This is a genomic window from Faecalibacterium prausnitzii (assembly GCF_049532945.1).
In the GTDB taxonomy this organism is placed as follows: domain Bacteria; phylum Bacillota; class Clostridia; order Oscillospirales; family Ruminococcaceae; genus Faecalibacterium; species Faecalibacterium prausnitzii_N.
The window spans coordinates 2,448,653-2,470,833 of the sequence record NZ_CP186691.1 but is presented as its reverse complement, the minus strand read 5'-3'; the positions used below and the strand labels follow the sequence as shown (position 1 = coordinate 2,470,833).

Sequence of the window (22,181 nt, the reverse complement as noted above, 5' to 3'; positions counted from 1 at the left end):
GGAAAAATACAACATCTATACTGTACCACGATTCCTCCATTTTGGCAAGAGACGATTTTTCGTGGCTGCGACAAATGCTTGACAGCCCGCAGCGCAGACCCTATAATGGGGCCAACGGAACTGCAAAGGAAGATGGAACGATGAAATGGATGATCGCATCCGACCTGCACGGGTCGGCCAAATACTGCCGCCAGATGGTCGAGGCGTTCGAGCGGGAGGGCGCAGACCGCCTGCTGCTGCTCGGCGACCTGCTCTACCACGGCCCCCGCAACGACCTGCCGGAGGGCTATGCCCCGAAGGAGGTCATCCCGCTCCTGAACGGGATGAAGCCGGCGCTTTTGTGCGTGCGGGGCAACTGTGACGCTGAGGTGGATCAGATGGTGCTGAGTTTCCCGGTGATGGCGGATTACTGCATCCTGCCGGTGGGGGAAAAGCTGGTCTACGCCACACACGGCCACATTTATAATAAGAAAAACCTGCCGCCGCTGGCTCCGGGGGATGTCCTGCTACATGGCCACACCCACATTCCGGCGTGGGAGAGCTTTGGAGACGGGAACCTCTACCTGAACCCCGGTTCTGTGAGCATCCCGAAGGAGAACAGCCCCCACAGTTATATGACGCTGGAAGACAGCATATTCCAGTGGAAGGAGCTGGCGAGCGGGGAAGTGTATCATGAGGTGACATTGTAAGCAGGCGGGCGTGGCCGCATCTCCGGGAGCTTTTCTCTCCTTCCGTCATCGCTCGCGCGATGCCACCTCCCTCAAGGAGGGAGGCTTGGACTGCGGGGTAACGCAAAAAGGCCCCCTCACCGAGGGGGCTGGCTGCGAAGCAGACTGGGGGAGGGCGGTTACTCTTCGTCCTTCGGGTTATCAAGTTCCTTGCGGCGCTTCTCGGCGACGTGCATACAGACTTGCAGGAGCACGAAGCTGAGAACGCCGGTGATGACACCGGGAATGAGCGCGATCAGCCAATAGCCGTAGGCAAGGCCGGTGACAACGGTGACTGCGACGCATGCAAGCAAGGAACCTGCCACGTTGGTGGTGGTATTTGCGCAGATGTGGCGGTCCCACAGGCCGTTGCGCAGGCACTCGATGAGAGAGTAGCAGCAGCCGACCATGAAGACAACGGACTCGCCGACCCACTGACTGCTTGGTGTGCGGAGAACGATCTGCACGAGGATGGCGAGGAGCAGCCCTGCCCACAGCAGCCAGAAGCCCCGTGCTTCGATGCGGCGCATGGTTTGCTCCTGCATCTCGTCAAACTGATTTTTCTTGCTGTACAGTGAAAATTTCATCGTTTATTCCTCCCAGAATAATTCGTCCAGTGTTTTGCCCAGAATTTTGCAGATGCTGCGGCAAAGGTTGATGGTGGGGTTATACTCGCCCTTTTCGATGGCGTTGATGGTCTGGCGGGAGACGCCCGCCGCCTCGGCCAGTGCGCTCTGTGTCAGATCCTTTTCAGCGCGGGCCGCTTTCAGTTTCAGATTTTTCGGCATGTTGTCACCTCATACAATGGGATGGGAGGGTGAGCTCGTACCCTCTGACCAGAGCATATCACTTACACGACAAAATGTCAAGTATAATTTACAAAATGTCAGCGATACTGGGTTGCGTTTCGCAGGGAATCGTGGTATGATAGCACTGAAAAAAGAAGGAGGAGCTTCTTACCGGCGGCATTCTGTGCGGGCGGAAGGACGAAGCCTTTTTTATTTCTGCGAAAGTTAGCGGCAACTAACAAAATGACGAAAACCGGACATCATGGCCCGGTCTTGATGCGATCCAGAGAGGAGAACCGAAATGGTGGAAACGATCTTGAAAGTCCAAGGGATGATGTGCGGCATGTGCGAGAGCCACATCAACGAGGTGGTGCGCAAGACGGCGCAGGTGAGCAAGGTGTCGTCTTCCCACACCAGAGGCGAGACGGTCATCGTCTCGGAGCAGGAACTGGACATCGAAACGCTGAAACAGGCCATCGCCGCCACCGGCTATACCGTGACCGGTGCCGAGACCAGACCCTACGAGAAGAAGGGCTTCTTCGCATTCTGGAAGAAATAAAGGCCCGCGGGCAGTTCCGGTCAACGGCTGCTTCCCTGCCCCCAGAAGCGGTCCAGCTCCTCTTTGAGGGCCTCGGTGCCGTTCAGGTACTTGAGGTGCTGCCAGTGGCGGGGGAACAGGCGGGTGTACTCGCTGCGGGCGAAGCGGTCGTCCAGAAGGAGGACGACGCCCCTGTCTCCGGCGGTGCGGATGACCCGCCCAGCGGCCTGCAGCACCTTGTTCATGCCGGGATAGCGGTAGGCGTAGTCGAAGCCGGTGCCGGACTGCTCGTCGTAGTAGCGGCGCAGGATCTCCTGCCGGGGGTTCACCTGCGGCAGGCCGACCCCCACGATGGCACACCCGATGAGCCGGTCGCCGACCAGATCGACGCCCTCCCCGAAGATGCCGCCCATCACCCCGAACCCCAGCAGTGTCTGCGCAGGGTCCGGGGTGAATTTTTGCAAAAATGCCGCCCGTGCCGCGTCGTCCAGGCCGCTCTCCTGCGCCAGCGTGGCGATGCCCGGATACCGGACCGTGAAGTCTTCGTAGACCCGGCGGAGGTAGGCGTAGCTGGGGAAAAAGGCCAGATAGTTGCCCACTTTTCCGCCGGCCAGCGCCGCCAGTGCGTCCGACACGGCGGGGATGCTGGCTTCCCGGTCCCGGTAGCGGGTGGAGATGCCGGGCAGGCAGTACAGCCCCAGATGGTCGGGCGGGAAGGGGCTTTCCAGGGCGACGGCGCGGGCATCCGGACAGCCCAGAACGCCCCGGTAGTAGCCCGGTGGGGTGAGGGTGGCGCTGAACAGCGCCGCCGCCCGCCCGCAGCCAAGGCTCGCGTCCACAAAGGCGGAGGGGTCGAGGCAGAGCAGTTCCAGCTCCAGCTCGCTGCCGCGGGCCGTGAGCTGGGTGACGAAGTGGGTGTCGTACCGGTCAGCTGCGCGGGTGATGTCCTGCACGGCGAAATAAAGTTCCAGCAGCTGGGCGTGGGCGTCGGCATCGGGGTTTTGCTCCAGCCAGTCCTGCAAAGGTGCCTGCAAGGCGTGGAGCGGCTTAAGCAGGGCGTCGGGCAGCTCCCGGAAGAAGACCGTGCCCTCCTGCGCCAGCAGCGGTTCGGGCAGGGCGATGCCCGGCGCAGGGGCCTCCTCCAAAAGGCTGGTCTGCCCGGCGGCGTCCGCTGCGGGAGGGGAAACGCCCCGGCGGGGAGCCAGCACGGCCACCTGCTTCCGCGCTTCGAGAAAGGCCTGGTCGGCGCGGGAAAGGGCTGTTTTCAGGCTGCTTTTGCCCCGGCCGAGGGCGCGTTTGGCGTCGGTGAGGGCAGACTTTGCGAACCCTGCCGAGTACATCGCGCGGGCCCGGTCGGGCAGATTGTGCGCCTCGTCGATGAGAAAGAGCCAGTCGCCCGCCGCATCGAAGAAGCGGTGGAGCCGGACCACAGGGTCAAAGAGATAGTTGTAGTCACCGATGACGACATCAGCCCACGCGCTCAGGTCAAGCCCCAGTTCGAACGGGCAGACCGTGAACTGACGGGCGGCGGCTTCCAGCGCGGCGCGGTCGAACCGCGGGGCACCGTCCAGCAGGGCGGCAAGGGCATCTTTGATCCGCTCGTAGTAGCCGTTGGCGTAGGGACAAAGCTCCGGCAGGCAGGCGGGATGTCCCTCTGCGTCCTGATGCAGGCAGACCTTTTCCTTGGCGGTCAGCGTCACACTGCGCAGGGCCAGCCCCGGTGTGCTGGCGTGGAGCCGCGCGAGGGCATCCTCGGCGGCAGTCTGGGTCGTGTTGCGGGCCGTGAGATAGAACAGCTTTTCTCCGTTGCCTTCGCCCATGGCTTTCAGCGCGGGGAAAAGCGCGCTCATGGTCTTGCCAATGCCGGTAGGAGCCTGACAGAACAGCCGGGTGCCGTTTTTCTGCCCGCTCCGGCCCGCGATGCAGGCGCGGTAGATCTCGCCCGCCATAGCCCGCTGTCCGGGCCGGTAGGCTGGGAAGGGGAATGTCAGAGCCGTCAGGCTGGCGGTGCGGGCCTCGGCCCAGGTCATCTGCCGCCGTGCCCAGGGGGCGTACTGCCGCAGCAGGCCGGTGAGGAAGGTGTCCAGCTCCCCGGTGGTGAAGTGCCGGATGTAGCGGGTGATCTCGTCGGTGTCGATCTGGTAATAGGTCAGCCGGACGCTGAGCCGCTCCAGCTGGTTCTGCGCGGCGTAGATGGCCCCATACACCATGCCCTGTGCCCAGTGGCAGGGGTTCCGGTCTTCGGTCAGTTCCTCGGTGGGGAGGGCTGTGGTCTTGATCTCGTCGATGACGACGGTGCCGTCTTCGTTCTGGAAAATGCCGTCGGCGCGGCCTTCCAGCACAAACAAAAGGCCCTCCACCTCGCGCTGCGCTGTCAGATAGACCTCGGCAGCGTAGCCTTCACCCGCCGCTTTTTGCAGCCTGCGGTGGATGCGTGCTCCCTCGTTGGCACGGTCGAAGCCGGTGAAGCGGCTGTCAATGCTGCCGGTCCGCAGCAGAAATTCCACCAGCTGCCGGATGGGCAGACGGATTGGTTGAGGGGAGGGCATGAACATTACCTCACTTTTACAACATTGCTTTGATCGTTTCCTCCGTCACCTTCTCGACTTCGGCAAAATCGACGGCGGCGCGGTAATAGGTCTCCAACTCATCGTGGCAACTCTTGGCCTGCGCCATCAGGGCGACGGCCTGGTCCAGCAGCTCGGTGGCGGCCCGCTCGTTGAAGCGCAGGCGGGCGCGGAACCCGGCCATGTGCTCGCGGTCAAGGAAGCGGGTGCACCGCACAGCCTGCACACCGGAGATGTGCACCGGGTGCCAGGGGTTATCCGTTAAAAAGGCCAGCCGCAGCGATGGGATGAAGAGATGGTCGATCTTATCCTCCGGGTGCATGGCGCATGGACAGGTAATAATGTGGTAGCCCCGCGTCAGGGCTTCGGCGCGGATCAGCTCCAGCAGCAGGCGGGAGATGGCTCCGTAGTCGTCGCGGAAGACGATATGCCGGTCGGCCAGTGCCTGCACGGTGCCATGGTAGAAGACCGGCCCTTTGGGCGTGATGGCCGACAGCAGCCGCAGCTCCTCGCCGGGGCGGGCCGTGTCGGGCAGGCGGGGGAGCATTCGGGTACAGAGGCGTTTGGCGTAGCGGCGCACCTTGTCAAAATTGGCGCTGCAGGCTTCGGCGCGGCGGCTGTCCAGCAGGAGGCTCCCGGCTGAGGCGATATACCGCGCCGCCCGGCTGCGCAGGGAAGCGTTCCGGGCAAAGAGCGCCTTGACTTCCTCGCGGTGGAGGGAGAGCTTCGCAGCGTCGATGGTGTGGTACAGGCTCACCACGATCTCGTCGGCACCGGGGGCGTCCGGCTCCATCGTGTGGGGCGCGGTGGCGTCCAGGATGGCCTGCCGCTTTTCCGGGAAGATGACGCCGTCGAGGCTGTCGGGGTCGCTGGCGCAGTGGATCTTCTCGATGCGTTCACCCTTCTGTTCGGCAGCCTGTGCGATGTGCTTCATCAGGGTGGATTTGCCGCAGCCCGGCCCGCTTTTGATCAGGTACATCTGCATACCGGGTTCGTGGCGCAGCGGTTCAAAATAGCCCTTGAAACCGGCAGGCGTTGTGGCTCCGAGGAAAAAATCGACCGAATCGGTCCGGATGTTTGTCATAAGGAACACCTCACTTTTGTTCTAGAATATGCAAAACAAAAGGAAAGTGTCACGGAGAAGGGCCGCTCAGTAGGTGTGCTCGCAGACCTCCTGGATCTTCTCCCGCAGGGCCAGAAAGTCGGCGAAGGCGTCCGGCTTGCTGCGGGGCTGGCGGAGAAGAGCGGCGGGGTGGTAGGTGGCCATGAAGAGGATGCCGTTCTTATTGTAGAACTCGCCGTGCTCCCGGACTACCGAAAAGTCCTCCCGGATCATCCGCTGGGCCGCCACCCGCCCCAGGCAGACCACGATCTTTGGCTTCAGCAGGCGGAACTGCTCCCGCAGCCAGGGCATACAGGCTTCGCTCTCAGCAGGCTGGGGGTCACGGTTCTGCGGCGGGCGGCACTTGACGATGTTTGCAATATAGCAGTTCTTCGTGCGGTCAAGGTCGATGGCAAACAGATATTTGTCCAGCAGCTGGCCGCTGCGCCCCACAAAGGGCAGACCCTGCTCATCCTCATTCTGGCCGGGGCCTTCGCCCACAAACAGCACCTCAGCGTCCTTGGCACCCTGACCGAACACCACGTTCGTCCGCGTTTCGCACAGCCCACAGTTGTGGCAGGCAAGGCACTGAGCCTTGAGTGTTTCCCATTCCATATTTCGTTAAACCTCTCACAAACTAAATGACATTTTCTTAACGATTGAACGTTTTATCTTCTGCTACAAAATATACCACAAAATTGCGGTTTTGTCTTGAAGTTTCCAGAGGTTGTGCTAAAATAAAAAAGAAGGGCAGGTCTGTGCTGCCCATGAATAATTGCAAAGTAAATTCGGAGGTAATCACAATGGCTGATATGTTTGCACCGCTGGTAGCACAGCTGAAGGCAAATCCCAAGACGATCGTTTTCACCGAGGGCAATGATCCCCGCATTCTGGAGGCCGCTGCAAAGCTGCTGGCCGAGGGCGTGCTGAAGGTCGTCATGGTGGGCAACGAGGCTGAGTGCAAGGCTGCTGCTGCCGCCGGTAACTTTGATATTTCCGCTGCCGAGATCATCGACCCCGAGAACTATGCCGGTTTCGATGAGATGGTCAACACCATGGTGGAGCTGCGCAAGGGCAAGCAGACCGCTGAGGAGTGCACCGCTCTGCTGAAGAAGTCCAACTACTTCGGCACCATGCTGGTGAAGATGGGCAAGGCTGATTGCCTGCTGGGCGGCGCTACTTACTCCACTGCCGACACCATTCGTCCCGCTCTGCAGCTGGTCAAGACCAAGAAGGGCGCACATCTGGTCAGCTCCTGCTTCATTCTGGACCGTGACTGCGGTGAAGAGGGCCTGAAGCGCATTGCCATGGGCGACTGCGCTGTTAACATCGACTATACCGATACCATTGATAAGGCTACCGGCGAGGTCAAGATCGCCGCTTCTGCAAAGCTTGCTGAGGTTGCTATCGAGACCGCTAAGACCGCAAAGTTGTTCGGCATCGATCCGAAGGTTGCTGTGCTGAGCTTCTCCACCAAGGGCTCCGGCAAGGGCGGCACCGTTGCTTTGAGCCATGACGCTGTGATCAAGGCTCAGGAAATGGATCCCGAGTTGGCTGTGGACGGTGAGCTGCAGTTTGACGCTGCCGTTGCTCCCGAAGTTGCACAGGTCAAGTGCAAGGGCAGCAAGGTGGCTGGTCAGGCCAACACCTTCATCTTCCCCTGCATCGAGGCCGGCAACATCGGCTATAAGATTGCTCAGCGTCTGGGTGGTTATGCAGCTTACGGCCCCATCCTGCAGGGTCTGAACGCTCCCATCAACGACCTGTCCCGTGGTTGCAACGCCGACGAGGTCTACAAGATGAGCCTGATCACTGCCTGCCAGTCTTGAGCTTTTTTGAAGTAAGCATCCCAAGCCCCCGCCGGCCCGCCCGACGGGGGCTTTTGCGTTTTGCGGGGGCATACCAAGTCCAGCGTTCACAACAGAGAAGGGCTTGCAATCTCCCTCCCGATATGTTATAATAATCAAGCACAAATTGTGCCTTGTCGGACAGCGCCTGCTGCGTGGTTCGGCATACGGATGCGGGTCCTGTACGATGGATTCGCTGTGAACCAGGTCAGGTGGGGAACCAAGCAGCCTTAAGCAGTGCGTTCGTGCGTTTCAGTAAGCCTGCATCCGTATGCCGAGTTACGCAAGGCGGGGACAAAACCCCGTCAGCGCTGTCCTTTTTATTTTGCAGGAAAGGGGAGAAGCGGATGTATCGCGCGTTATACCGCAAGTGGAGGCCCCAGCGCTTTGAGGACGTGGTTGCGCAGCGCGGCATCGTGACGGCACTGCGCAACCAGATCGCCGCCGGCCGCGTCGGCCATGCCTACCTGTTTACCGGCGTGCGCGGCACCGGCAAAACCACCTGCGCCAAGATCTTTGCAAAGGCAGTCAACTGCCTGCATCCGGTCAATGGAGACCCCTGCGGCGAGTGTGAGATCTGCAAGGGCATCGATAACGGCAGCATTCTGGACGTGGTGGAGATGGATGCGGCTTCCAACAACGGTGTGGACGATATCCGCGACCTGCGCGACGAAACAGCTTACACTCCCAGCGCCTGTAAATATAAGGTATACATCATCGATGAGGTGCACATGCTGTCCACGGCGGCATTCAATGCGCTGCTCAAAACGCTGGAAGAACCGCCTGCCCACGTCATCTTTATTCTGGCAACCACTGAGATCCAGAAGGTGCCCGCCACCATTCTTTCCCGCTGCCAGCGGTACGATTTTACCCGCATCGGGCCGGAGGATATCGCCCGCCGGGTGGAATATATTGCCGGGCAGGAGGGGCTGGAGCTGACCACCGAGGGCGCGGAACTGATCGCCCGTCTGGCCGACGGTGCACTGCGCGATGCGTTGTCCATTCTGGATACCTGCGCAGGCGTGACCGCCAAAGTGGACGCCGACGTGGTCCGCCGGATGGCGGGCGTTACTGACCGGAGCTACCTGTTCCGCATCTCGGACGCCATCGCGGCGCAGGACGCACCCACCGCACTGGCGCAGCTGGCCCAATTGCGGCAGCAGTCGGTGGATGTGAAGCGCCTGACCGAAGAACTCATCGCCCATTACCGCGCCCTCATGCTGGCGGCGCTGCCCGGCGGGCAGACGCTGCTCTCCGGTGTGTCGCCGGAGGAAGAGGCCCGTTACCTCGAAAAAGGGCCGCAGCTGGGCCAGAAGGAGGCCATCCGGGCCATCCGCACACTGGGCAACGCCCTCGAACACATGACCCGCGGCAGCGACCAGCGCATTGAGCTGGAACTTGCCCTCTTCAGCCTGTCCGAGCCGCCCCAGATGATGCAGCGGGCAGCGGTGGAAGCCGCACCCCGCCCGGCGGCCCCGCAGGAAACGTCCCGCCCCTTTACAGCCGCGGCCCCGCCGCAGCCCTTTGTGAGCGTTCCGGTGGCCCCGGCAGCACCCGCTGTGGAGCCTGCCGCACCGGTAATACAGACCGCGCCGGAGACGGCCGCGCCTGCCTCCATGGCAGACCCGGAACCGCAGCCGGAACCTTCGGTCAAAGCGGCCCCCGCTGAGGACGACCTGCCGCCGCTTCCGGAGGAACCACCGGTACAGGACGCTGCCCCGCTGCCCTGGGATGAACCGGCCCGGCCCGTGCCTCCGGCCCAGCCCGAAGCAGCCTCGTCCGCGTCGGCAGAAAAACCGGCTCCGGCCCCGGTGCAGTCCAGCGCCGAGCATCCGGCAGACCCCGCCCTCAACAAGCCCCGCAGGGTGGCAGCAGAGGGGATCAACCCCTTCCCCCAGTGGGATGAGGTGGTCCGGCTGCTGCAGGAAAAAGATCCCATGCTCTACACCTACCTCAAAAAGTCGAAGGGCTACTTCGACGGCACCCGCGTGCTGATCGACGGCGGCAAGACCTTCCGCGATTTTATCCGCGCCAACAAGGACAGCCAGCGCCTGATCAAAAAGCTCATCGCGCAGGTGTCCGGCGTAGCCGTGCCCATCGGCCCCTACGAGCCGAAAGCTGTCCACCGCTCTGCCACCAACGCCGAGGAATCCCTCCGCCGTCTGGAACAGCTGGGCGTGGATGTGAGCATTGAGGAGAGTGCGAAAAAGAAAAGATAAGATGACCCTCTCCGTCAGCGCTGGCGCGCTGCCAGCTCCTCCAGAGAGGTTGTACAAAGGAAAGCGTATTCTTTCAGAACAGGCTGTTATAGTAAGCCCAACTAAGAGATTTCAATATCCAAAAAATTCTATAGGATAATAAAGGAGAACTACGAACGATGAAAGCAAGAATGCCCGCAGGCTTTGGCCGCCCCGATATGAACGCCCTCATGCGTCAGGCACAGAAGATGCAGGAAGATATGAAAGCCAAACAGGCCGAGCTGGAAGCTGCCGAGTACACCGGCAGCGCTGCCGGTGAGATGGTCACTGTTAAGATGAACGGCAAGCACGAAGTGCTGTCCATCACCATCAAGCCCGAGGCTGTGGACCCGGACGATGTTGAAATGCTGGAAGATATGGTGGCTGCTGCCATCAACGCAACCGTCAAGCAGGTGGACGAAACTGCCGAAGCTGAAATGGGCAAGCTGACCGGCGGCATGAACATCCCTGGCCTCTGAGCCGCAGGGAGGCGTCGCCATGAGTTATAATGCAGCCCCGCTGGAAAAGCTGATCGAAGAATTCAGCAAGTTTCCGGGGATCGGGCGCAAGGGCGCTACCCGCATGGCGTATCAGGTGCTGAGCATGTCGGACGAAGATGCCGCCGCACTGGCGGGAGCCATTCAGGGTGCCCACACCAAGCTCCATCGCTGCCGTATCTGCCAGAACTATACCGAAGCCGAGCTGTGCCCCATCTGCGCCAGCGCCAAGCGGGACCGCTCGGTCATCTGCGTGGTGGAAACGCCCCGCGATGTGCAGGCGTTTGAACGCACCCGTGAATACCGGGGCCTGTACCATGTGCTGCACGGTCTGCTCAGCCCGATGGACGGCATTACTGCCGAACAGCTGTGCGTCAAGGAACTTCTGGCCCGCCTGGGCGACGGCAAGGTGAAAGAGGTCATCATGGCCATGAACCCCACGGTGGAGGGTGAAGCCACCGCCATGTATCTGGCAAAGCTTATCAAGCCTCTGGGCATCAAGACCACACGTCTGGCCTATGGCCTGCCGGTGGGCGGCAATCTGGAGTACACCGACGAGAACACCCTGTACAAGGCGCTGGAAGGCCGCGGGGAGCTGTAAACCTGGCAAAAGTTTACAATTTCTTCAAAAACAGCCCTTGCAAAACCGCAAAAATGTGATATACTAACAAAACGAGACCAGAACAGAAAGGAGGCGTGCCCCATGGCACCTGCAAAAGAGCGTCCGGCAACAAAAACCATTGCCACAAACCGTGAAGCGCGCCATGAATACTTCGTTCTGGAAGCGCTGGAAACCGGTGTTGAACTGAAAGGTACGGAGGTCAAGAGCCTGCGTGCCGGAGGGGTCAACCTGAAAGACAGCTGGGTCGATATTGAGGATGGTGAACTGCTGGTAAAGGGAATGCATATCAGTCCCTACGACCACGGAAACATGTTCAATCAGGATCCGATGCGCGTCCGGCGCCTGCTGGCACACAAAAGTGAGATCCGGCGGCTGCATCAGCAGTGCAAGCTGCAGGGATATACCCTTGTGCCGCTTTCGCTCTATTTCAAACATGGCCGCGTGAAAATGGAAGTGGGCCTTTGCAAAGGCAAAAAGCTCTACGATAAGCGTGCCGATGCCGCCCAGCGCGATGCAAAGCGTTCCATTGACCGTGCTATGAAGTCCAACGGCAAATACTATTGATTTTTTCAGACCGCTTCCTGAAGCGGAACTTTTTCAAAGCTTTTTGCACACCGCAAGGTGTGCTTTATAAGGGGGCGTAAAGGTTTCGACGGGGAGAGCGAGGTCTGGGCAGCGGGTAGCAGTGGGGGAACTGCTCTATAACTCCTCCAAAAAATTAACTGACAATAACAATTCTCAGTTGCTCGCAGCCTGAGTGCTGCGCGTTCCGCCCACTCTTGTGTCGTGTGGGGCCGGGGCGTCCTTTAGACACAGCACCTGAACGGACTTAAGCTTTGCGGACCGGCAGGAACTCATGAAGCTACCAATGCGCTAGCCTGACGATCGGCGTGGCGCGGCGGGAATGTTGTAGATCGCCTGCACCCGGAGATACCTACACTGAACTCTTTTCGGACATGGGTTCGACTCCCATCGCCTCCACCAAACAAGAAAAATCCGAACCAGTTTCCACTTGGAGAAAGGTTCGGATTTTTCGTTTTCAGATGTCAGAGGAGTGCAACAATAGAAACAGACAACAAAAAAACGGCAGAGCATCTGAAATTCAGACACTCTGCCGCTTTATTTTGGAGCAGGGTACGGGACCCGAACCCGCCGCCTGCTGCTTGGGAAGCAGCCGCTCTACCGGATGAGCTAACCCTGCAAGCTACCCCATTAGTTTAGCAAAGGTGAGCGGGTTTGTCAACTGTTTTTTGATTCATTTTTTCTTCTTTTCTTCATCGGAAAATCATCTGGATAATGCCAGAGTGCTGGAATTTCACGAAAGACAGACCATTGCATGTGAAGTCAAACCGGACATGCGCGGAATGCCGAAAGTTAAGTGGCTGTAAATCCAAATCATTTTGCCGCAGGGGTTCTTTTTTGAACCTCTGCGGCTTTTCTTTGTCTGCAAAAAATGCTATACTAAAAAGGACAATCTGTTTTTGGAGAGAACCTGTATCATGATCTTTGTCCCATTGCTGCACTACTTCAAGTGCAAAAATTCATACAGCGGCAGCGAAGCCGGGATGCGGTATCTGCTCACGCCCGGCAAGCGCACGGTGCCTGACCCGGAAGGCGGGGAGGGGGCCGAAAAGAGGAGGCCATCCTCACGGTGGACATCTGGCCGGACCCCTGGGCGCTGGACCAGACCGACCCCGCGCTGCGCCGCCGCGAAGTCTTCCCGCTGAGCGACGCGGGCCGCGCCGCTGCCGCGCAGTGCATGAAGGAGGCCTTTGAGGCCGAGCCGGAGCGCTGGAAGAACACCCCCTCCATCCTGGATTGTGAGCCGTGGGCACCGCCTGCGCCGGAGGAGGAAAAAACTGAATGATCTACCGTTTGAAAGAGCAGAAGGGCGATGTCATCGCCGTGCCGCAGCTGGTGTTTTCCAAACTGGGCATCGCCGAAGAATACAATGTGCGCGTGGCTCTGTATGTGCTGGCGACCGGCATCACCGACCCGGACAAGATCTGTGCCGACCTCAAGCTGCGCAGCCGCATCAGCGCCGAGAGCGCCCTCTCCTTCTGGGCAGGCGCTGGCCTGCTGGAGCGGTACGAAGAGAACGCTGCACCGGGCGAGGAACCCAGCGCCCCCGCACCCATGACCTGGGCCGAGATCGCTGCGGCCAGCCGCACCGACCCCATGATCTCCAGCCTGATCGACTGCGCACAGACCGGCTTTGCCCGTCCGCTGACCCACAGGGAGATGGAAAAGCTGGTCAATCTGTACATCGTCGAGGGCTTTGCGCCGGAGACTGTCATGCTCTGCGTGGCCTATGTGGCCAGCCGGGGCAAGCGGACGATGGGGGCTGTGAGCCACGAGCTGAAGGTGTGGCGCACCGAGGGCGTGGAGACCGGTGAGCAGGCCGATGCGCACTTGCAGCTGCTGGCCCTCCGCGCCCAGCGGGAGCAGTACGTCAGCGGTCTGCTGGGCATTGCCGAAAGCGAACTGACCCTTGGCGGGCGCAAGGCCATTGCACGCTGGTACGAGGTTTACGGCTACGACGATGCCATGGTGCAGGAAGCTGCCGTGCAGGCCGGGGCCAAGCGCGACCTGTGGTACTGGAACAGTATCCTCAAAACATGGAACGCCAAGGGCCTGCGCACCGTGCACGATGTGCGCAGCCCGGTGGCCGGAGCGGGCGCCAGCCGGAACCTCCGGGTGGACCGTGAGACGCCCAGCGGAAACGACTTCCTCAAAAATGCTGTCCGCCGCCGCTCCCTGCGGAAACAGCCGGACGAAGCATCGCAGTAAGGAGAGATTATGCGTACCAAACGTGAACTGTATCAGGAGGCGATGCGGGCCGTCGCGCTGCGGCGTCAGACCGCGCGCGCCAACGCCGAGGATGCCCGCGCCGAAGCCGAAGCCGCCATTCCCGCCCTGCGCCATGCAGAAGAAGAGGTGCGGGTGCGGGGCATCCGCTGCGCACTGGCCGGTGCTGCGGGCAAGGACCCCACCGAAGCTGCCGCCGCCCTTGCCAAGGCAAAACAGGATCTGACGGCCCTGCTGGCGTCCAGCGGACGCCCCGCCGATGCGCTGGAACCGCATTTCACCTGCAAAAAATGCCAGGACACCGGCACGTTCGAGGGGCACACCTGCATCTGCGTCCACAAGCTCATGCAGAAACTCCGCCGCAAGGAGATCGAGGCGCTGTCCAGCCTGTCCATTGCAAGCTTTGACACCATGGAGCTGCGCTATTACCCGAACACCATGGACGACAAGCTGGGCGAGCCGGTCCGCAGCTACATGGGCGGTCTGCTGGCGGAGCTGCGCGCGTATGCCGAAGAGTTTGACCACCACAGCGAGAGCCTGATGCTGTTTGGCAATGCGGGCCTTGGCAAGACCCATGCGGCCCTTGCCATTGCGGGCATCGTGCTGGAAAAGGGCTACGATGTGATCTATGTTTCCAGCCCGGACTTTTTCTCCAAGCTGGAAGGGCTGCACTTTGGTGCTGACCCAGCAGGCGAGGAGGAAACGCTGATGCAGACCGCTGCCGGGGCCGACCTGCTCATTCTGGATGATCTTGGCTCGGAGTTCAACTCCGCCTTCCTCATCAGCAGCCTGTACAGTCTGCTCAACAACCGGCTGGGTGCAAAGCTGCCCACCATCGTCACCACCAACATCACCGACGGTGCTCTGCTGGAAAAGCTGTATACCGAAAAAATTTCCAGCCGCCTTTCTGCCTTTGTCCCCTGCCTGTTCGCTGGGCAGGATATCCGCAGCCAGAAGGCGCAGGAAGTATAAATGTTCATAAATAAGGTGTATCCTGAACAGGCTGCACCGCAGCGATAGAAAATGATCCAAAGAGATGGGGTAAACTGATATGCAGAAACGATCGCCCGCCAGGCGGATGACCTACCGGGAGTGGAAGATCCGCAAATGTCTGCGGCTGGCGCGGAACTGGGTGCTTTTTCTGGCCGCATGCGGCGGGGCCGTGGCGCTGATGGCCACCGGCATCCTCTGGCTGCTGCCCAAGGCCCACGCCCTGGTCGCGGGGCCGGTGCCCTTCACGGCGCGGAACTACGACAGCAGCTCCTATGTGTTCGACGCCGCCGACGACCGGCTCGTGGTGGTGAACGCCAACCTCGCGCTGGAAGAAGAGCCTGCGCCGGAGCTTGCAGTGGCCGATGACGCCACCGGCGAGCAGCTGGAGGCCGAGGCCGCTTCCGCTTACCGCAGCATGGCCGAGGCCGCGCAGGCGGACGGAGTCGAGCTGAACCTTGTGACCGGCTGGCAGGATGCGGATGCCCGCACCGCCGCCTACGAGACCCGCCTGACCGCTTACAGCGCCGAGAACAGCCGCCTTTCGGCTGAGGAAGCCGCCGACCATACGGCCTCTTTGCAGCCTGCGGCCAGCACCAGCGAGCAGGGGACCGGCTACTGCGCCGACATCCTCTCGCCGGACTGCACCGAGAAGACGGCAGCTTTTGCCGAGACCCGCGCCTACGAGTGGCTCACCGCCTACGCCGCCGAATACGGCTTTATCCTCCGCTGGCCGGAGGACCGCCAGAGCGCCACCGGCATGGTCTACGCCCCCTGGCACTGGCGGTATGTGGGCGTTGAAAATGCCTGCGCCATCCGGGAGTCCGGCCTTGCACTGGAAGAGTTCCTCGCGCTGGAACGCGAAAAATCATAAATCCAAAGGAGAAACCATTGAAACGAACCGAGATCGCGCCCGGCGTCCATCTTTCCTGTGACCCGGCGGAAAAATTCAACCGCTGCCGCATCAGCGTCCACTTTGCCTTTCCGGCAAAGCGGGAAACGGCCACAGCACATGCGCTGCTGCCGCTGGTGCTGGAGCGCGGCTATGCCGACTGCCCGGATATGACCCGCCTGACCAAAAAGCTGGCCCGCCTGTACGGCGCAGACCTGACCGTGGACGCCCGCCCGCTGGGCGCGAACCACAACCTCTGCGTCAGCGCCACCGGCATCAAGAACCGCTTTGCGCTGGAAGGGGAGGACCTCACCCGCGAATACGCCGCACTGGCGCTGGGCACGGCCTTTCACCCCGCCTTTTCGGGCGGCGTGTTTGACCCGGAGGCCGTGGCCATCGAGAAGCAGATGCTCCGCAAATCGCTGGAAGATGAAGTGAACGAAAAGCGCATCTACTGCCAGCGGCAGGCCAACCGGGAATTCTTTGGCGACAGCCCGGCGGGTGTGCGGCAGGAGGGCTATCTGGAAGAGGTGGACGGCCTGACGCCGGAGACCCTGACCGCCGCCTACCGCGAAATGCTGGAGACCGCACAGATCGAACTGCTCATTCTGGGCTGCGGTGAGGCAGAGACCCAAGCTGTCACGCAGGCGCTGCTGGGGGAGCTGGCCGCGGTGGCCCGCCGCCCGGTGCCGCTGTGCGAAAATCTGGCGATGCCCCGGCAGGAGGCCGTGCGGAAGACGGAATGCTTCGACACCGTGCAGGCGAAGCTCTGTATGCTGTTCACGCTGGGCGAGCCGATGCAGCCGGACCAGATGGCGGCTGTCCGGCTGGCCATGGCGCTTTATGGCGGCAGCGTCACCAGCCGCCTGTTCCTGAATGTGCGCGAGCGTGACCACCTGTGCTACTACTGCTCGTCCTCGTTCCAGAGCTTTACCGGAAGCATGGCTGTGAACAGCGGCGTGGAGCACGCCGACGCAGCCCGGGCAGAGCGGGCCATCTTGAAGGAGCTGGACGATCTGCGCACCGGGCCCATCACCGAAGAGGAACTGGAAGACTGCCGTCTCTCCCTGCTGAGCGGGATGGCGGGCATCGAGGACAGCCTGGGCGGCATCGAGACCTGGTACTATATGGAGGTGCTGCGGGGCGGTGCCGTGCAGACCCCGGACGAGGCCCGTGCGGCCCTGCGCGCCGTCACCAGAGAAGACGTCCGCGCCATCCTGCGCCAGCTGACGCTGTCCGTGAGTTACCTGCTGACCAGAGAGGAGGGGCCGGCCCATGTCTGAATTGCAGAGCAAAGCCCTCGCGGAAGCGGCGGCAGACCAGTGGAAGGTGCTTCCTTCCGGGCTGACGGTCCTCGTGCGGCCCATGCCGGGCTATTCCAGCACTCATGTCATTTTTGCTACCCGCTTTGGCTCCATTGACCGGGATTTCCGCCTGAACGGGCGGGAGGTGCATCTGCCCGCCGGTGTGGCGCATTTTCTGGAGCATAAAATGTTCGAGGATCAGGACGGCGATGCCTTTGCAAAGTATGCCAAGACCGGTGCCAATGCCAACGCATTTACCAGCTTTGACCGCACCTGCTACCTGTTCACTGCGACCCAGCAGCTGGACGAAAGCTTGGATGTGCTGCTGGGCATGGTGACTCATCCGTACTTTACCGAGCAGACCATCGCCAAGGAGCAGGGCATCATCGGGCAGGAGATCAAAATGTACGATGACAGCCCGGACTGGCGGCTCATCACCGGCCTGTTCGAGTGCCTTTACCACAGCCACCCCATCCGCAGTGACATCGCGGGCAGCTGCGAGAGCATTGCGGAGATCACCCCCGGAATGCTCTACGACTGCTGCGAGGCATTCTATGCACCGGGCAATATGGTGCTGGCGGCTGCCGGCAACACTACCATGGAGCAGATCCTGGCTGCCTGTGAGCGCCACGGCCTGCTGGACCCCCGCCCCGAAGAGCGGGTGCAGCGCCTTTGGGCCGACGAGCCCATGACGCTGGCGGCTGCGGAAAAGCGCATCCGGATGCCGGTCTCGAAGCCCTGCTTCGGCCTCGGCTTCAAGGAAGCGCCCCTTGCACCGGACGACCTGCGCAGCGAGATGCTGTACGACCTTGTCCTCTGCTGCATCTGCGGCGGCATGTCGCCGCTGTACCGCCGCCTGTACGATTCCGGCCTGACCAATCCCGGCTTTGGCGGGGAAGTGCTGCGGGTGGACGGCTGCTGCTGCATCCTGTTCACCGGCGAGAGCGACGAGCCCGACACCGTGAAGCAGCTGCTTCTGGATGAGATCGAACAGGTCCGCCGTGCGGGCATCGACCGGGAGGTTTTCACCCTGTGCAAGAACGAAAAGTACGGCCAGCTGATCGAAAATCTGGAAAATGTGGAGGACTCGGCCAGCCAGATGGCAGACTTTGCCCTCTCCGGCCAGACGGTGGCGCAGCAGATCACCATGCTGGCGGGGCTGACTGCCGAAGACGCCGATGCCGCCTTGCAGACCATCCTGCAGCCGGGCCGGATGGCAGCGATGTACATCGACCCGGACGGTACGGCGGACCTGCCCGACACGGACGACGAAGCAGAACTGGAGGACTGACATGACGCATTTGACGAATCTGGTAGAATTTCCGGCACTGGGGCTCAGCTTTCCGCTGAACCGTGTTGCCTTTTCCATTGGCGGCATCAACATTTACTGGTACGGTGTCTGCATCGCGGTGGGCATGTGCCTGGCGCTGGTGTTCGCGTTCCGCCACGGGGTGGAGTTCGGCGTGGACGCCGACGCCATGGTGGACGTCATCCTCATCGGTGTCGTGATGGGCATCCTCTGCGCCCGGCTCTACTATGTGGCGATGGCACCCTACAATTACGATTCCCTGTGGGAGGTGCTGGCCATTCGGGATGGCGGCCTTGCCATCTACGGTGGCATCATCGGCGGCTTTCTGTTCGGCGGCTTGGCCTGCAAACGGCGGGGCGTGCCGGTGCTGCCCATGTTCGACCTGACCGCTATGGGTTTTCTGCTGGGACAGGGCTGCGGCCGCTGGGGCAACTTCTTCAATCAGGAGGCCTTCGGCTGCAATACCACCCTGCCGTGGGGCATGTTCAGCGAGGCTACCCACGACTATCTGCTCAGCAGCGTGGTCACAGCGCCCAAAGGAGTGATCATTGACCCGAATCTGCCGGTGCATCCCACCTTCCTGTACGAAAGCATCTGGTGCTTCGTGGGGCTGTTCCTGCTGGTGCGGCACATCAAAAAGCGGAAGTTTGCGGGCGACATCGCCCTGCGCTACCTCATCTGGTACGGCGCGGGCCGCTTCTGGATCGAAGCCCTGCGCACCGACAGTCTGATGCTGGTGCCCTCCATTGGTCTGCGGGTATCGCAGGTGGTGGCGGCCGTTGCCGTTGTGGGCGGCATCATCGCCGAGGTCCTTCTGACGAAAAAGTACAAGGGCAAGCCGCTCATGGTGCCGCTGGCCCTTACCACCGAGAACCGCGCCCTCGCCGCAAAGGCGAAAAAGGCAGACCCCGCGTTCCGGCTGGAGCCGGAAGAGTTGGCCGCATCCAGCCCGCGCGCCCTCTTTGTGGAGCGCACCGAGACCTACAACAAAACGGTGAAGGAGCAGCTGACCTCCGCATCCTGAAAAAACTTTGCGGGAATGCGCAAAACCCCTTGCAATCGGCTCATTTTTTTGCTATAATATTCTAGCCGCATGGTGTGGGCGCCTGAAATGGCCCAGTGTAAGGGCCTGCCTTTACGACCAGCGAGTACAACGAAAAGGAATGAACAAAATGTACGCAATCATTGTTACCGGCGGTAAGCAGTACCGCGTGGAGCAGGGCGACATCGTCTACATCGAAAAGCTGGACGTTGAGGCCGACTCCGAAGTGAAGTTTGATCAGGTTCTCGCTATTGGCGAGGAGGGTTCTGTGAAGGTTGGCGCTCCTGTTGTTGAGGGTGCTACCGTTACTGCCAAGGTCATCAAGAATGGCAAGGGCAAGAAGCTGAACATCATCACCTATCGCGCAAAGAAGCACAGTGCTCGCCGTATGGGCCATCGTCAGCCCTTCACCAAGGTTGAGATCACTGCGATCAACGGCTAAGGAGGTAAATTACAATGGCACATAAAAAGGGCGTAGGCAGCACCAAGAATGGCCGCGATTCCGCAGCACAGCGTCTGGGCACCAAGCGTGCAGACGGTCAGTTCGTTCTGGCCGGCAATATCCTGGTTCGTCAGCGTGGCACCCACATCATGCCGGGTGAGAACGTTGGCAAGGGCAGCGATGACACCCTGTTTGCTCTGGTGGACGGTACCGTCCGTTTCGAGCGCGTGGGTAAAGACGGCAAGAAGTGCAGCGTCAAGCAGTAACTTCTTTCGGATAACTGCAAAACGTAGAGAGCCGGACCCTCGTGGCCCGGCTCTTTTTGATGAAAAGAACCCTCTCAGGCCGCGCTCTGGCGCGTCCAACTCTCCCGAGGGGCGAGCTGAATAGAGGTAAAAACTAAGGAGGGGCTGTATGGCAGCACAAACCAACTTTATCGACATCGCCACGATATGGCTCCACGCGGGCAAGGGCGGCGACGGTGCGGTGAGCTTTCACCGTGAAAAATTCGTGGCCGCTGGCGGCCCGGACGGCGGCGACGGCGGCCGCGGCGGCGATATCATCTTTGTGGTGGACGATCACCTGACCACCCTGATGGATTTCCGCTATAAGCGCAAGTATGTGGCCCCGGAGGGTGGCAAGGGCGGTGCAAGCCTGTGCCACGGCAAAAACGCGGAGAACCTTGTCATCAAGGTGCCGCTGGGCACCGTCATCAAGGATGCCGAGAGCGGCCTTGTCATTGCGGACCTGTCCGACCACACCCCAGTCACCATTGCAAAGGGTGGCCGCGGCGGCTACGGCAATGCGCATTTTGCCACTCCCACCCGACAGATCCCCAAGTTTGCAAAGCCCGGTATGCCCGGCGAAGACATTCAGGTGACGCTGGAGCTGAAGCTGATCGCCGATGTGGGTCTGATCGGCTTCCCCAATGTGGGTAAGTCCACCCTCATTTCCACCATCAGCGCAGCCAAGCCTAAGATCGCAAACTACCACTTCACCACGCTGGTGCCCACGCTGGGCGTTGTGTCCGTGGCGGAGGGCGCAAGCTTTGTCTGCGCCGACATCCCCGGCCTGATCGAGGGTGCCAGCGAGGGCATCGGTCTGGGACATGACTTCCTGCGCCATGTGGAGCGCTGCCGCCTGCTGCTGCATGTGGTGGATGTTTCTGGCAGCGAGTGCCGTGAACCCATTGAGGATTTTGAAAAGATCAACGAGGAGCTGGCAAAGTTCAGCCCTGTGCTGGCTGAGCGCCCGCAGATCGTCATTGGTAACAAGTGCGATCTGGCCACCGAGGAGCAGATCGAAGCTTTCCGCAAGTATGTGGAGGGCAAGGGCTTGACCTTTGTGCCCATCTCTGCCGCTACGATGCAGGGCGTGAAGGAACTGCCGGGCCTCGTGTATAACCGCCTGAAGGATATCCCGGCCATCCCGGTCTTCACCGCAGAGTACAAGAAGCCCGAACCCAAGGCCAACGACCGTGCGTTTGAGATCAAGCGCATGGAAGCCCATGTATGGAGCGTGGAAGCCCCGTGGCTGGAATACATTCTGGCCGGCAGCAATGTGGACGACTACGAAAGCCTGCAGTTCTTCCAGCGTCAGTTGGGTGAGAGCGGCATTCTGGACGCTCTGGTGGCAAAGGGCGTGCAGGAGAACGACACCATTCTCATTGGCGATTACCAGTTCGATTATATCTTCTAATCATACCGCAATTTGGCTCCCCTATCAGGGGAGCAGTCAGCGCCTGATAGCGCTGACTGAGAGGTTTGACTCCAATGAATGAAATGGAAACCATCGACCCCCGCGAGCTCAACCCGCTGGCACTGGCCTTTGTGGGCGACAGCGTGCTGGAACTGCTGGTGCGCACCCGTCTGGCACGGCATCACCGGCTGTCGGCAGGCAAACTGAACACCGAAAAGGTCAAATACGTCTCGGCCCGGGCACAGTTCCGGGAGGAACAGCTGCTGGAGCCGTTGTTCACTGAGGACGAACTGGCCGTGTTCAAGCGGGGCCGCAACGCCAGCAAGGCCAGCGTGGCAAAACACGCTTCCCCGGAGGAATACCGTGCTTCCACCGGCTTCGAGTGCCTGCTGGGCTGGCTCTACCTCACCGGCCAGATGCCGCGCGTCGAGGAGCTGTTCGAGAAGCTGTGGGCCGATTTTGACCCGAACCAGAAGTAAAACGCGAAAGCCCGCTGCTTTCCGCACTGGAAAACAGTGCCGGAGGGCAGCGGGCTTTTCTCTGTGAAATGGGCACTGGCACGCGAAGCGTGACGGAGAGGTTCTGGTTACTTGCCCTCGTCGTCGGCACCCTTGGTGTACTGGTTGGGGTGCTTGTGCTCGTTGGTGGCACGGTTCTCGGTGCGGTCGTCCGTGCGGTTCTCGGTGCGGTTGGAAGTGCGGTTCTGGCTCTTGCAGTTGTTGGTGCGGTTGCTGGAACGGTTTTCGGTGCGGTCGTTCATCGTCATGTCTCCTTTCGCGAGGGGGTCTGCC

Annotated in this window: 24 protein-coding genes, 1 tRNA gene and 2 other RNA genes; 20 read left to right on the top strand and 7 right to left on the bottom strand. The window is 60.9% G+C overall.

The features are described 5' to 3' along the window. Positions 1–140: 140 nt before the first annotated feature. Complete coding sequence (yfcE, locus tag ACNQFG_RS12470; protein ID WP_423405137.1) at positions 141–689, top strand: phosphodiesterase; 549 nt, start codon at positions 141–143, stop codon at positions 687–689. A 158-nt stretch (positions 690–847) separates the two neighbouring features. Here yfcE and ACNQFG_RS12465 read toward each other — a convergent pair whose 3' ends face one another. Next, positions 848–1,294, bottom strand: a complete 447-nt coding sequence (locus ACNQFG_RS12465) for a DUF6773 family protein (RefSeq protein ID WP_423405136.1) — start codon at positions 1,292–1,294, stop codon at positions 848–850. 3 nt (positions 1,295–1,297) lie between these two features. After that, entirely contained in the window at positions 1,298–1,495 is a 198-nt protein-coding gene (locus ACNQFG_RS12460) for a helix-turn-helix transcriptional regulator (protein WP_097792410.1), read from the bottom strand. Between the two features lie 301 nt (positions 1,496–1,796). On the opposite strand from ACNQFG_RS12460, the gene ACNQFG_RS12455 reads away from it, so the two are divergent. Continuing rightward, on the top strand, positions 1,797–2,054 hold the full coding sequence (locus ACNQFG_RS12455; RefSeq protein WP_097792409.1) for a heavy-metal-associated domain-containing protein: 258 nt from the start codon (positions 1,797–1,799) through the stop codon (positions 2,052–2,054). Between the two features lie 20 nt (positions 2,055–2,074). Here the strand turns inward: ACNQFG_RS12455 and ACNQFG_RS12450 are convergent, their stop codons facing one another. The 3 genes from ACNQFG_RS12450 to ACNQFG_RS12440 all read right to left on the bottom strand — a co-directional run bounded on the left by ACNQFG_RS12450 (position 2,075) and on the right by ACNQFG_RS12440 (position 6,317). Next, positions 2,075–4,582: an ATP-dependent DNA helicase gene (locus tag ACNQFG_RS12450; RefSeq protein ID WP_423405135.1), complete on the bottom strand. Its 2,508-nt coding sequence runs from the start codon at positions 4,580–4,582 to the stop codon at positions 2,075–2,077. Positions 4,583–4,598: 16 nt separating this feature from the next. Further along, positions 4,599–5,684 (bottom strand): hypothetical protein, encoded by a 1,086-nt coding sequence (locus tag ACNQFG_RS12445; protein WP_423405134.1) that lies wholly within the window; start codon positions 5,682–5,684, stop codon positions 4,599–4,601. 66 nt (positions 5,685–5,750) lie between these two features. Next, entirely contained in the window at positions 5,751–6,317 is a 567-nt protein-coding gene (locus ACNQFG_RS12440) for a uracil-DNA glycosylase (RefSeq protein WP_423405133.1), read from the bottom strand. A 188-nt stretch (positions 6,318–6,505) separates the two neighbouring features. On the opposite strand from ACNQFG_RS12440, the gene pta reads away from it, so the two are divergent. From pta to ssrA, 7 genes are all read left to right on the top strand, one after another. Beyond that, on the top strand, positions 6,506–7,531 hold the full coding sequence (gene pta / locus ACNQFG_RS12435; protein WP_005941982.1) for a phosphate acetyltransferase: 1,026 nt from the start codon (positions 6,506–6,508) through the stop codon (positions 7,529–7,531). A gap of 189 nt (positions 7,532–7,720) precedes the next feature. Further along, an RNA gene (gene ffs / locus ACNQFG_RS12430) (signal recognition particle sRNA small type) lies at positions 7,721–7,819 on the top strand. Between the two features lie 77 nt (positions 7,820–7,896). Further along, positions 7,897–9,768: a DNA polymerase III subunit gamma/tau gene (gene dnaX, locus ACNQFG_RS12425; protein WP_423405132.1), complete on the top strand. Its 1,872-nt coding sequence runs from the start codon at positions 7,897–7,899 to the stop codon at positions 9,766–9,768. Between the two features lie 158 nt (positions 9,769–9,926). Then, positions 9,927–10,265 (top strand): YbaB/EbfC family nucleoid-associated protein, encoded by a 339-nt coding sequence (locus tag ACNQFG_RS12420; RefSeq protein WP_097774953.1) that lies wholly within the window; start codon positions 9,927–9,929, stop codon positions 10,263–10,265. A gap of 19 nt (positions 10,266–10,284) precedes the next feature. Further along, a complete protein-coding gene (gene recR / locus ACNQFG_RS12415; RefSeq protein ID WP_423405131.1) occupies positions 10,285–10,884 on the top strand; it encodes a recombination mediator RecR in 600 nt (199 codons plus the stop codon). Between the two features lie 102 nt (positions 10,885–10,986). After that, complete coding sequence (smpB, locus tag ACNQFG_RS12410) at positions 10,987–11,469, top strand: SsrA-binding protein SmpB (protein ID WP_423405130.1); 483 nt, start codon at positions 10,987–10,989, stop codon at positions 11,467–11,469. 70 nt (positions 11,470–11,539) lie between these two features. Then, positions 11,540–11,889, top strand: a transfer-messenger RNA (tmRNA) gene (ssrA, locus tag ACNQFG_RS12405). A 141-nt stretch (positions 11,890–12,030) separates the two neighbouring features. Here ssrA and ACNQFG_RS12400 read toward each other — a convergent pair. Continuing rightward, a tRNA-Gly gene (locus ACNQFG_RS12400) sits at positions 12,031–12,106 on the bottom strand. 450 nt (positions 12,107–12,556) lie between these two features. Here ACNQFG_RS12400 and ACNQFG_RS12395 point away from each other — a divergent pair. The 11 genes from ACNQFG_RS12395 to ACNQFG_RS12345 all read left to right on the top strand — a co-directional run bounded on the left by ACNQFG_RS12395 (position 12,557) and on the right by ACNQFG_RS12345 (position 21,869). Further along, positions 12,557–12,772, top strand: a complete 216-nt coding sequence (locus tag ACNQFG_RS12395; protein WP_423405129.1) for a hypothetical protein — start codon at positions 12,557–12,559, stop codon at positions 12,770–12,772. Next, positions 12,769–13,695, top strand: coding sequence for a DnaD domain-containing protein (locus tag ACNQFG_RS12390; RefSeq protein ID WP_423405128.1), 927 nt, complete (start codon positions 12,769–12,771; stop codon positions 13,693–13,695). The genes ACNQFG_RS12395 and ACNQFG_RS12390 overlap by 4 nt, the downstream gene beginning before the upstream one ends. A 9-nt stretch (positions 13,696–13,704) precedes the next feature. Continuing rightward, positions 13,705–14,685 (top strand): ATP-binding protein, encoded by a 981-nt coding sequence (locus ACNQFG_RS12385; protein ID WP_423405127.1) that lies wholly within the window; start codon positions 13,705–13,707, stop codon positions 14,683–14,685. A 79-nt stretch (positions 14,686–14,764) separates the two neighbouring features. After that, on the top strand, positions 14,765–15,577 hold the full coding sequence (locus ACNQFG_RS12380; RefSeq protein WP_423405126.1) for a M15 family metallopeptidase: 813 nt from the start codon (positions 14,765–14,767) through the stop codon (positions 15,575–15,577). A gap of 17 nt (positions 15,578–15,594) precedes the next feature. Beyond that, positions 15,595–16,878, top strand: a complete 1,284-nt coding sequence (locus ACNQFG_RS12375; RefSeq protein WP_423405125.1) for a M16 family metallopeptidase — start codon at positions 15,595–15,597, stop codon at positions 16,876–16,878. Then, positions 16,871–18,190 (top strand): EF-P 5-aminopentanol modification-associated protein YfmH, encoded by a 1,320-nt coding sequence (gene yfmH / locus ACNQFG_RS12370; RefSeq protein ID WP_423405124.1) that lies wholly within the window; start codon positions 16,871–16,873, stop codon positions 18,188–18,190. Before ACNQFG_RS12375 ends, yfmH begins: the two co-directional genes overlap by 8 nt. Position 18,191: 1 nt before the next feature. Further along, positions 18,192–19,232 carry a prolipoprotein diacylglyceryl transferase gene (gene lgt / locus ACNQFG_RS12365; RefSeq protein WP_423405123.1) on the top strand — a complete coding sequence of 347 codons (1,041 nt, stop codon included), beginning with the start codon at positions 18,192–18,194 and terminating at the stop codon, positions 19,230–19,232. A 148-nt stretch (positions 19,233–19,380) separates the two neighbouring features. Next, entirely contained in the window at positions 19,381–19,692 is a 312-nt protein-coding gene (gene rplU / locus ACNQFG_RS12360) for a 50S ribosomal protein L21 (protein ID WP_044954216.1), read from the top strand. A gap of 14 nt (positions 19,693–19,706) precedes the next feature. Continuing rightward, positions 19,707–19,958 (top strand): 50S ribosomal protein L27, encoded by a 252-nt coding sequence (gene rpmA, locus ACNQFG_RS12355; protein ID WP_005945908.1) that lies wholly within the window; start codon positions 19,707–19,709, stop codon positions 19,956–19,958. 148 nt (positions 19,959–20,106) lie between these two features. Further along, a complete protein-coding gene (gene obgE, locus ACNQFG_RS12350; protein ID WP_423405122.1) occupies positions 20,107–21,390 on the top strand; it encodes a GTPase ObgE in 1,284 nt (427 codons plus the stop codon). A 74-nt stretch (positions 21,391–21,464) separates the two neighbouring features. After that, positions 21,465–21,869: a Mini-ribonuclease 3 gene (locus ACNQFG_RS12345; protein WP_423405121.1), complete on the top strand. Its 405-nt coding sequence runs from the start codon at positions 21,465–21,467 to the stop codon at positions 21,867–21,869. Positions 21,870–21,976: 107 nt separating this feature from the next. Here ACNQFG_RS12345 and ACNQFG_RS12340 read toward each other — a convergent pair whose 3' ends face one another. Next, positions 21,977–22,150, bottom strand: coding sequence for a hypothetical protein (locus tag ACNQFG_RS12340; RefSeq protein ID WP_187116972.1), 174 nt, complete (start codon positions 22,148–22,150; stop codon positions 21,977–21,979). Positions 22,151–22,181 lie beyond the last annotated feature (31 nt).

Bases quoted from the DNA above. Each gene is read 5' to 3' on its own strand.
- lgt (WP_423405123.1), top strand. From the start codon at position 18,192: ATGACGCATTTGACGAATCTGGTAGAATTTCCGGCACTGGGGCTCAGC.
- yfmH (WP_423405124.1), top strand. From the start codon at position 16,871: ATGTCTGAATTGCAGAGCAAAGCCCTCGCGGAAGCGGCGGCAGACCAG.
- ACNQFG_RS12440 (WP_423405133.1), bottom strand. From the start codon at position 6,317: ATGGAATGGGAAACACTCAAGGCTCAGTGCCTTGCCTGCCACAACTGT.
- rplU (WP_044954216.1), top strand. From the start codon at position 19,381: ATGTACGCAATCATTGTTACCGGCGGTAAGCAGTACCGCGTGGAGCAG.
- rpmA (WP_005945908.1), top strand. From the start codon at position 19,707: ATGGCACATAAAAAGGGCGTAGGCAGCACCAAGAATGGCCGCGATTCC.
- ACNQFG_RS12340 (WP_187116972.1), bottom strand. From the start codon at position 22,150: ATGAACGACCGCACCGAAAACCGTTCCAGCAACCGCACCAACAACTGC.
- smpB (WP_423405130.1), top strand. From the start codon at position 10,987: ATGGCACCTGCAAAAGAGCGTCCGGCAACAAAAACCATTGCCACAAAC.
- dnaX (WP_423405132.1), top strand. From the start codon at position 7,897: ATGTATCGCGCGTTATACCGCAAGTGGAGGCCCCAGCGCTTTGAGGAC.
- yfcE (WP_423405137.1), top strand. From the start codon at position 141: ATGAAATGGATGATCGCATCCGACCTGCACGGGTCGGCCAAATACTGC.
- ACNQFG_RS12420 (WP_097774953.1), top strand. From the start codon at position 9,927: ATGAAAGCAAGAATGCCCGCAGGCTTTGGCCGCCCCGATATGAACGCC.
- ACNQFG_RS12380 (WP_423405126.1), top strand. From the start codon at position 14,765: ATGCAGAAACGATCGCCCGCCAGGCGGATGACCTACCGGGAGTGGAAG.
- ACNQFG_RS12390 (WP_423405128.1), top strand. From the start codon at position 12,769: ATGATCTACCGTTTGAAAGAGCAGAAGGGCGATGTCATCGCCGTGCCG.
- ACNQFG_RS12345 (WP_423405121.1), top strand. From the start codon at position 21,465: ATGAATGAAATGGAAACCATCGACCCCCGCGAGCTCAACCCGCTGGCA.
- recR (WP_423405131.1), top strand. From the start codon at position 10,285: ATGAGTTATAATGCAGCCCCGCTGGAAAAGCTGATCGAAGAATTCAGC.
- ACNQFG_RS12455 (WP_097792409.1), top strand. From the start codon at position 1,797: ATGGTGGAAACGATCTTGAAAGTCCAAGGGATGATGTGCGGCATGTGC.
- obgE (WP_423405122.1), top strand. From the start codon at position 20,107: ATGGCAGCACAAACCAACTTTATCGACATCGCCACGATATGGCTCCAC.
- ACNQFG_RS12465 (WP_423405136.1), bottom strand. From the start codon at position 1,294: ATGAAATTTTCACTGTACAGCAAGAAAAATCAGTTTGACGAGATGCAG.
- ACNQFG_RS12385 (WP_423405127.1), top strand. From the start codon at position 13,705: ATGCGTACCAAACGTGAACTGTATCAGGAGGCGATGCGGGCCGTCGCG.
- ACNQFG_RS12450 (WP_423405135.1), bottom strand. From the start codon at position 4,582: ATGCCCTCCCCTCAACCAATCCGTCTGCCCATCCGGCAGCTGGTGGAA.
- ACNQFG_RS12445 (WP_423405134.1), bottom strand. From the start codon at position 5,684: ATGACAAACATCCGGACCGATTCGGTCGATTTTTTCCTCGGAGCCACA.
- ACNQFG_RS12460 (WP_097792410.1), bottom strand. From the start codon at position 1,495: ATGCCGAAAAATCTGAAACTGAAAGCGGCCCGCGCTGAAAAGGATCTG.
- pta (WP_005941982.1), top strand. From the start codon at position 6,506: ATGGCTGATATGTTTGCACCGCTGGTAGCACAGCTGAAGGCAAATCCC.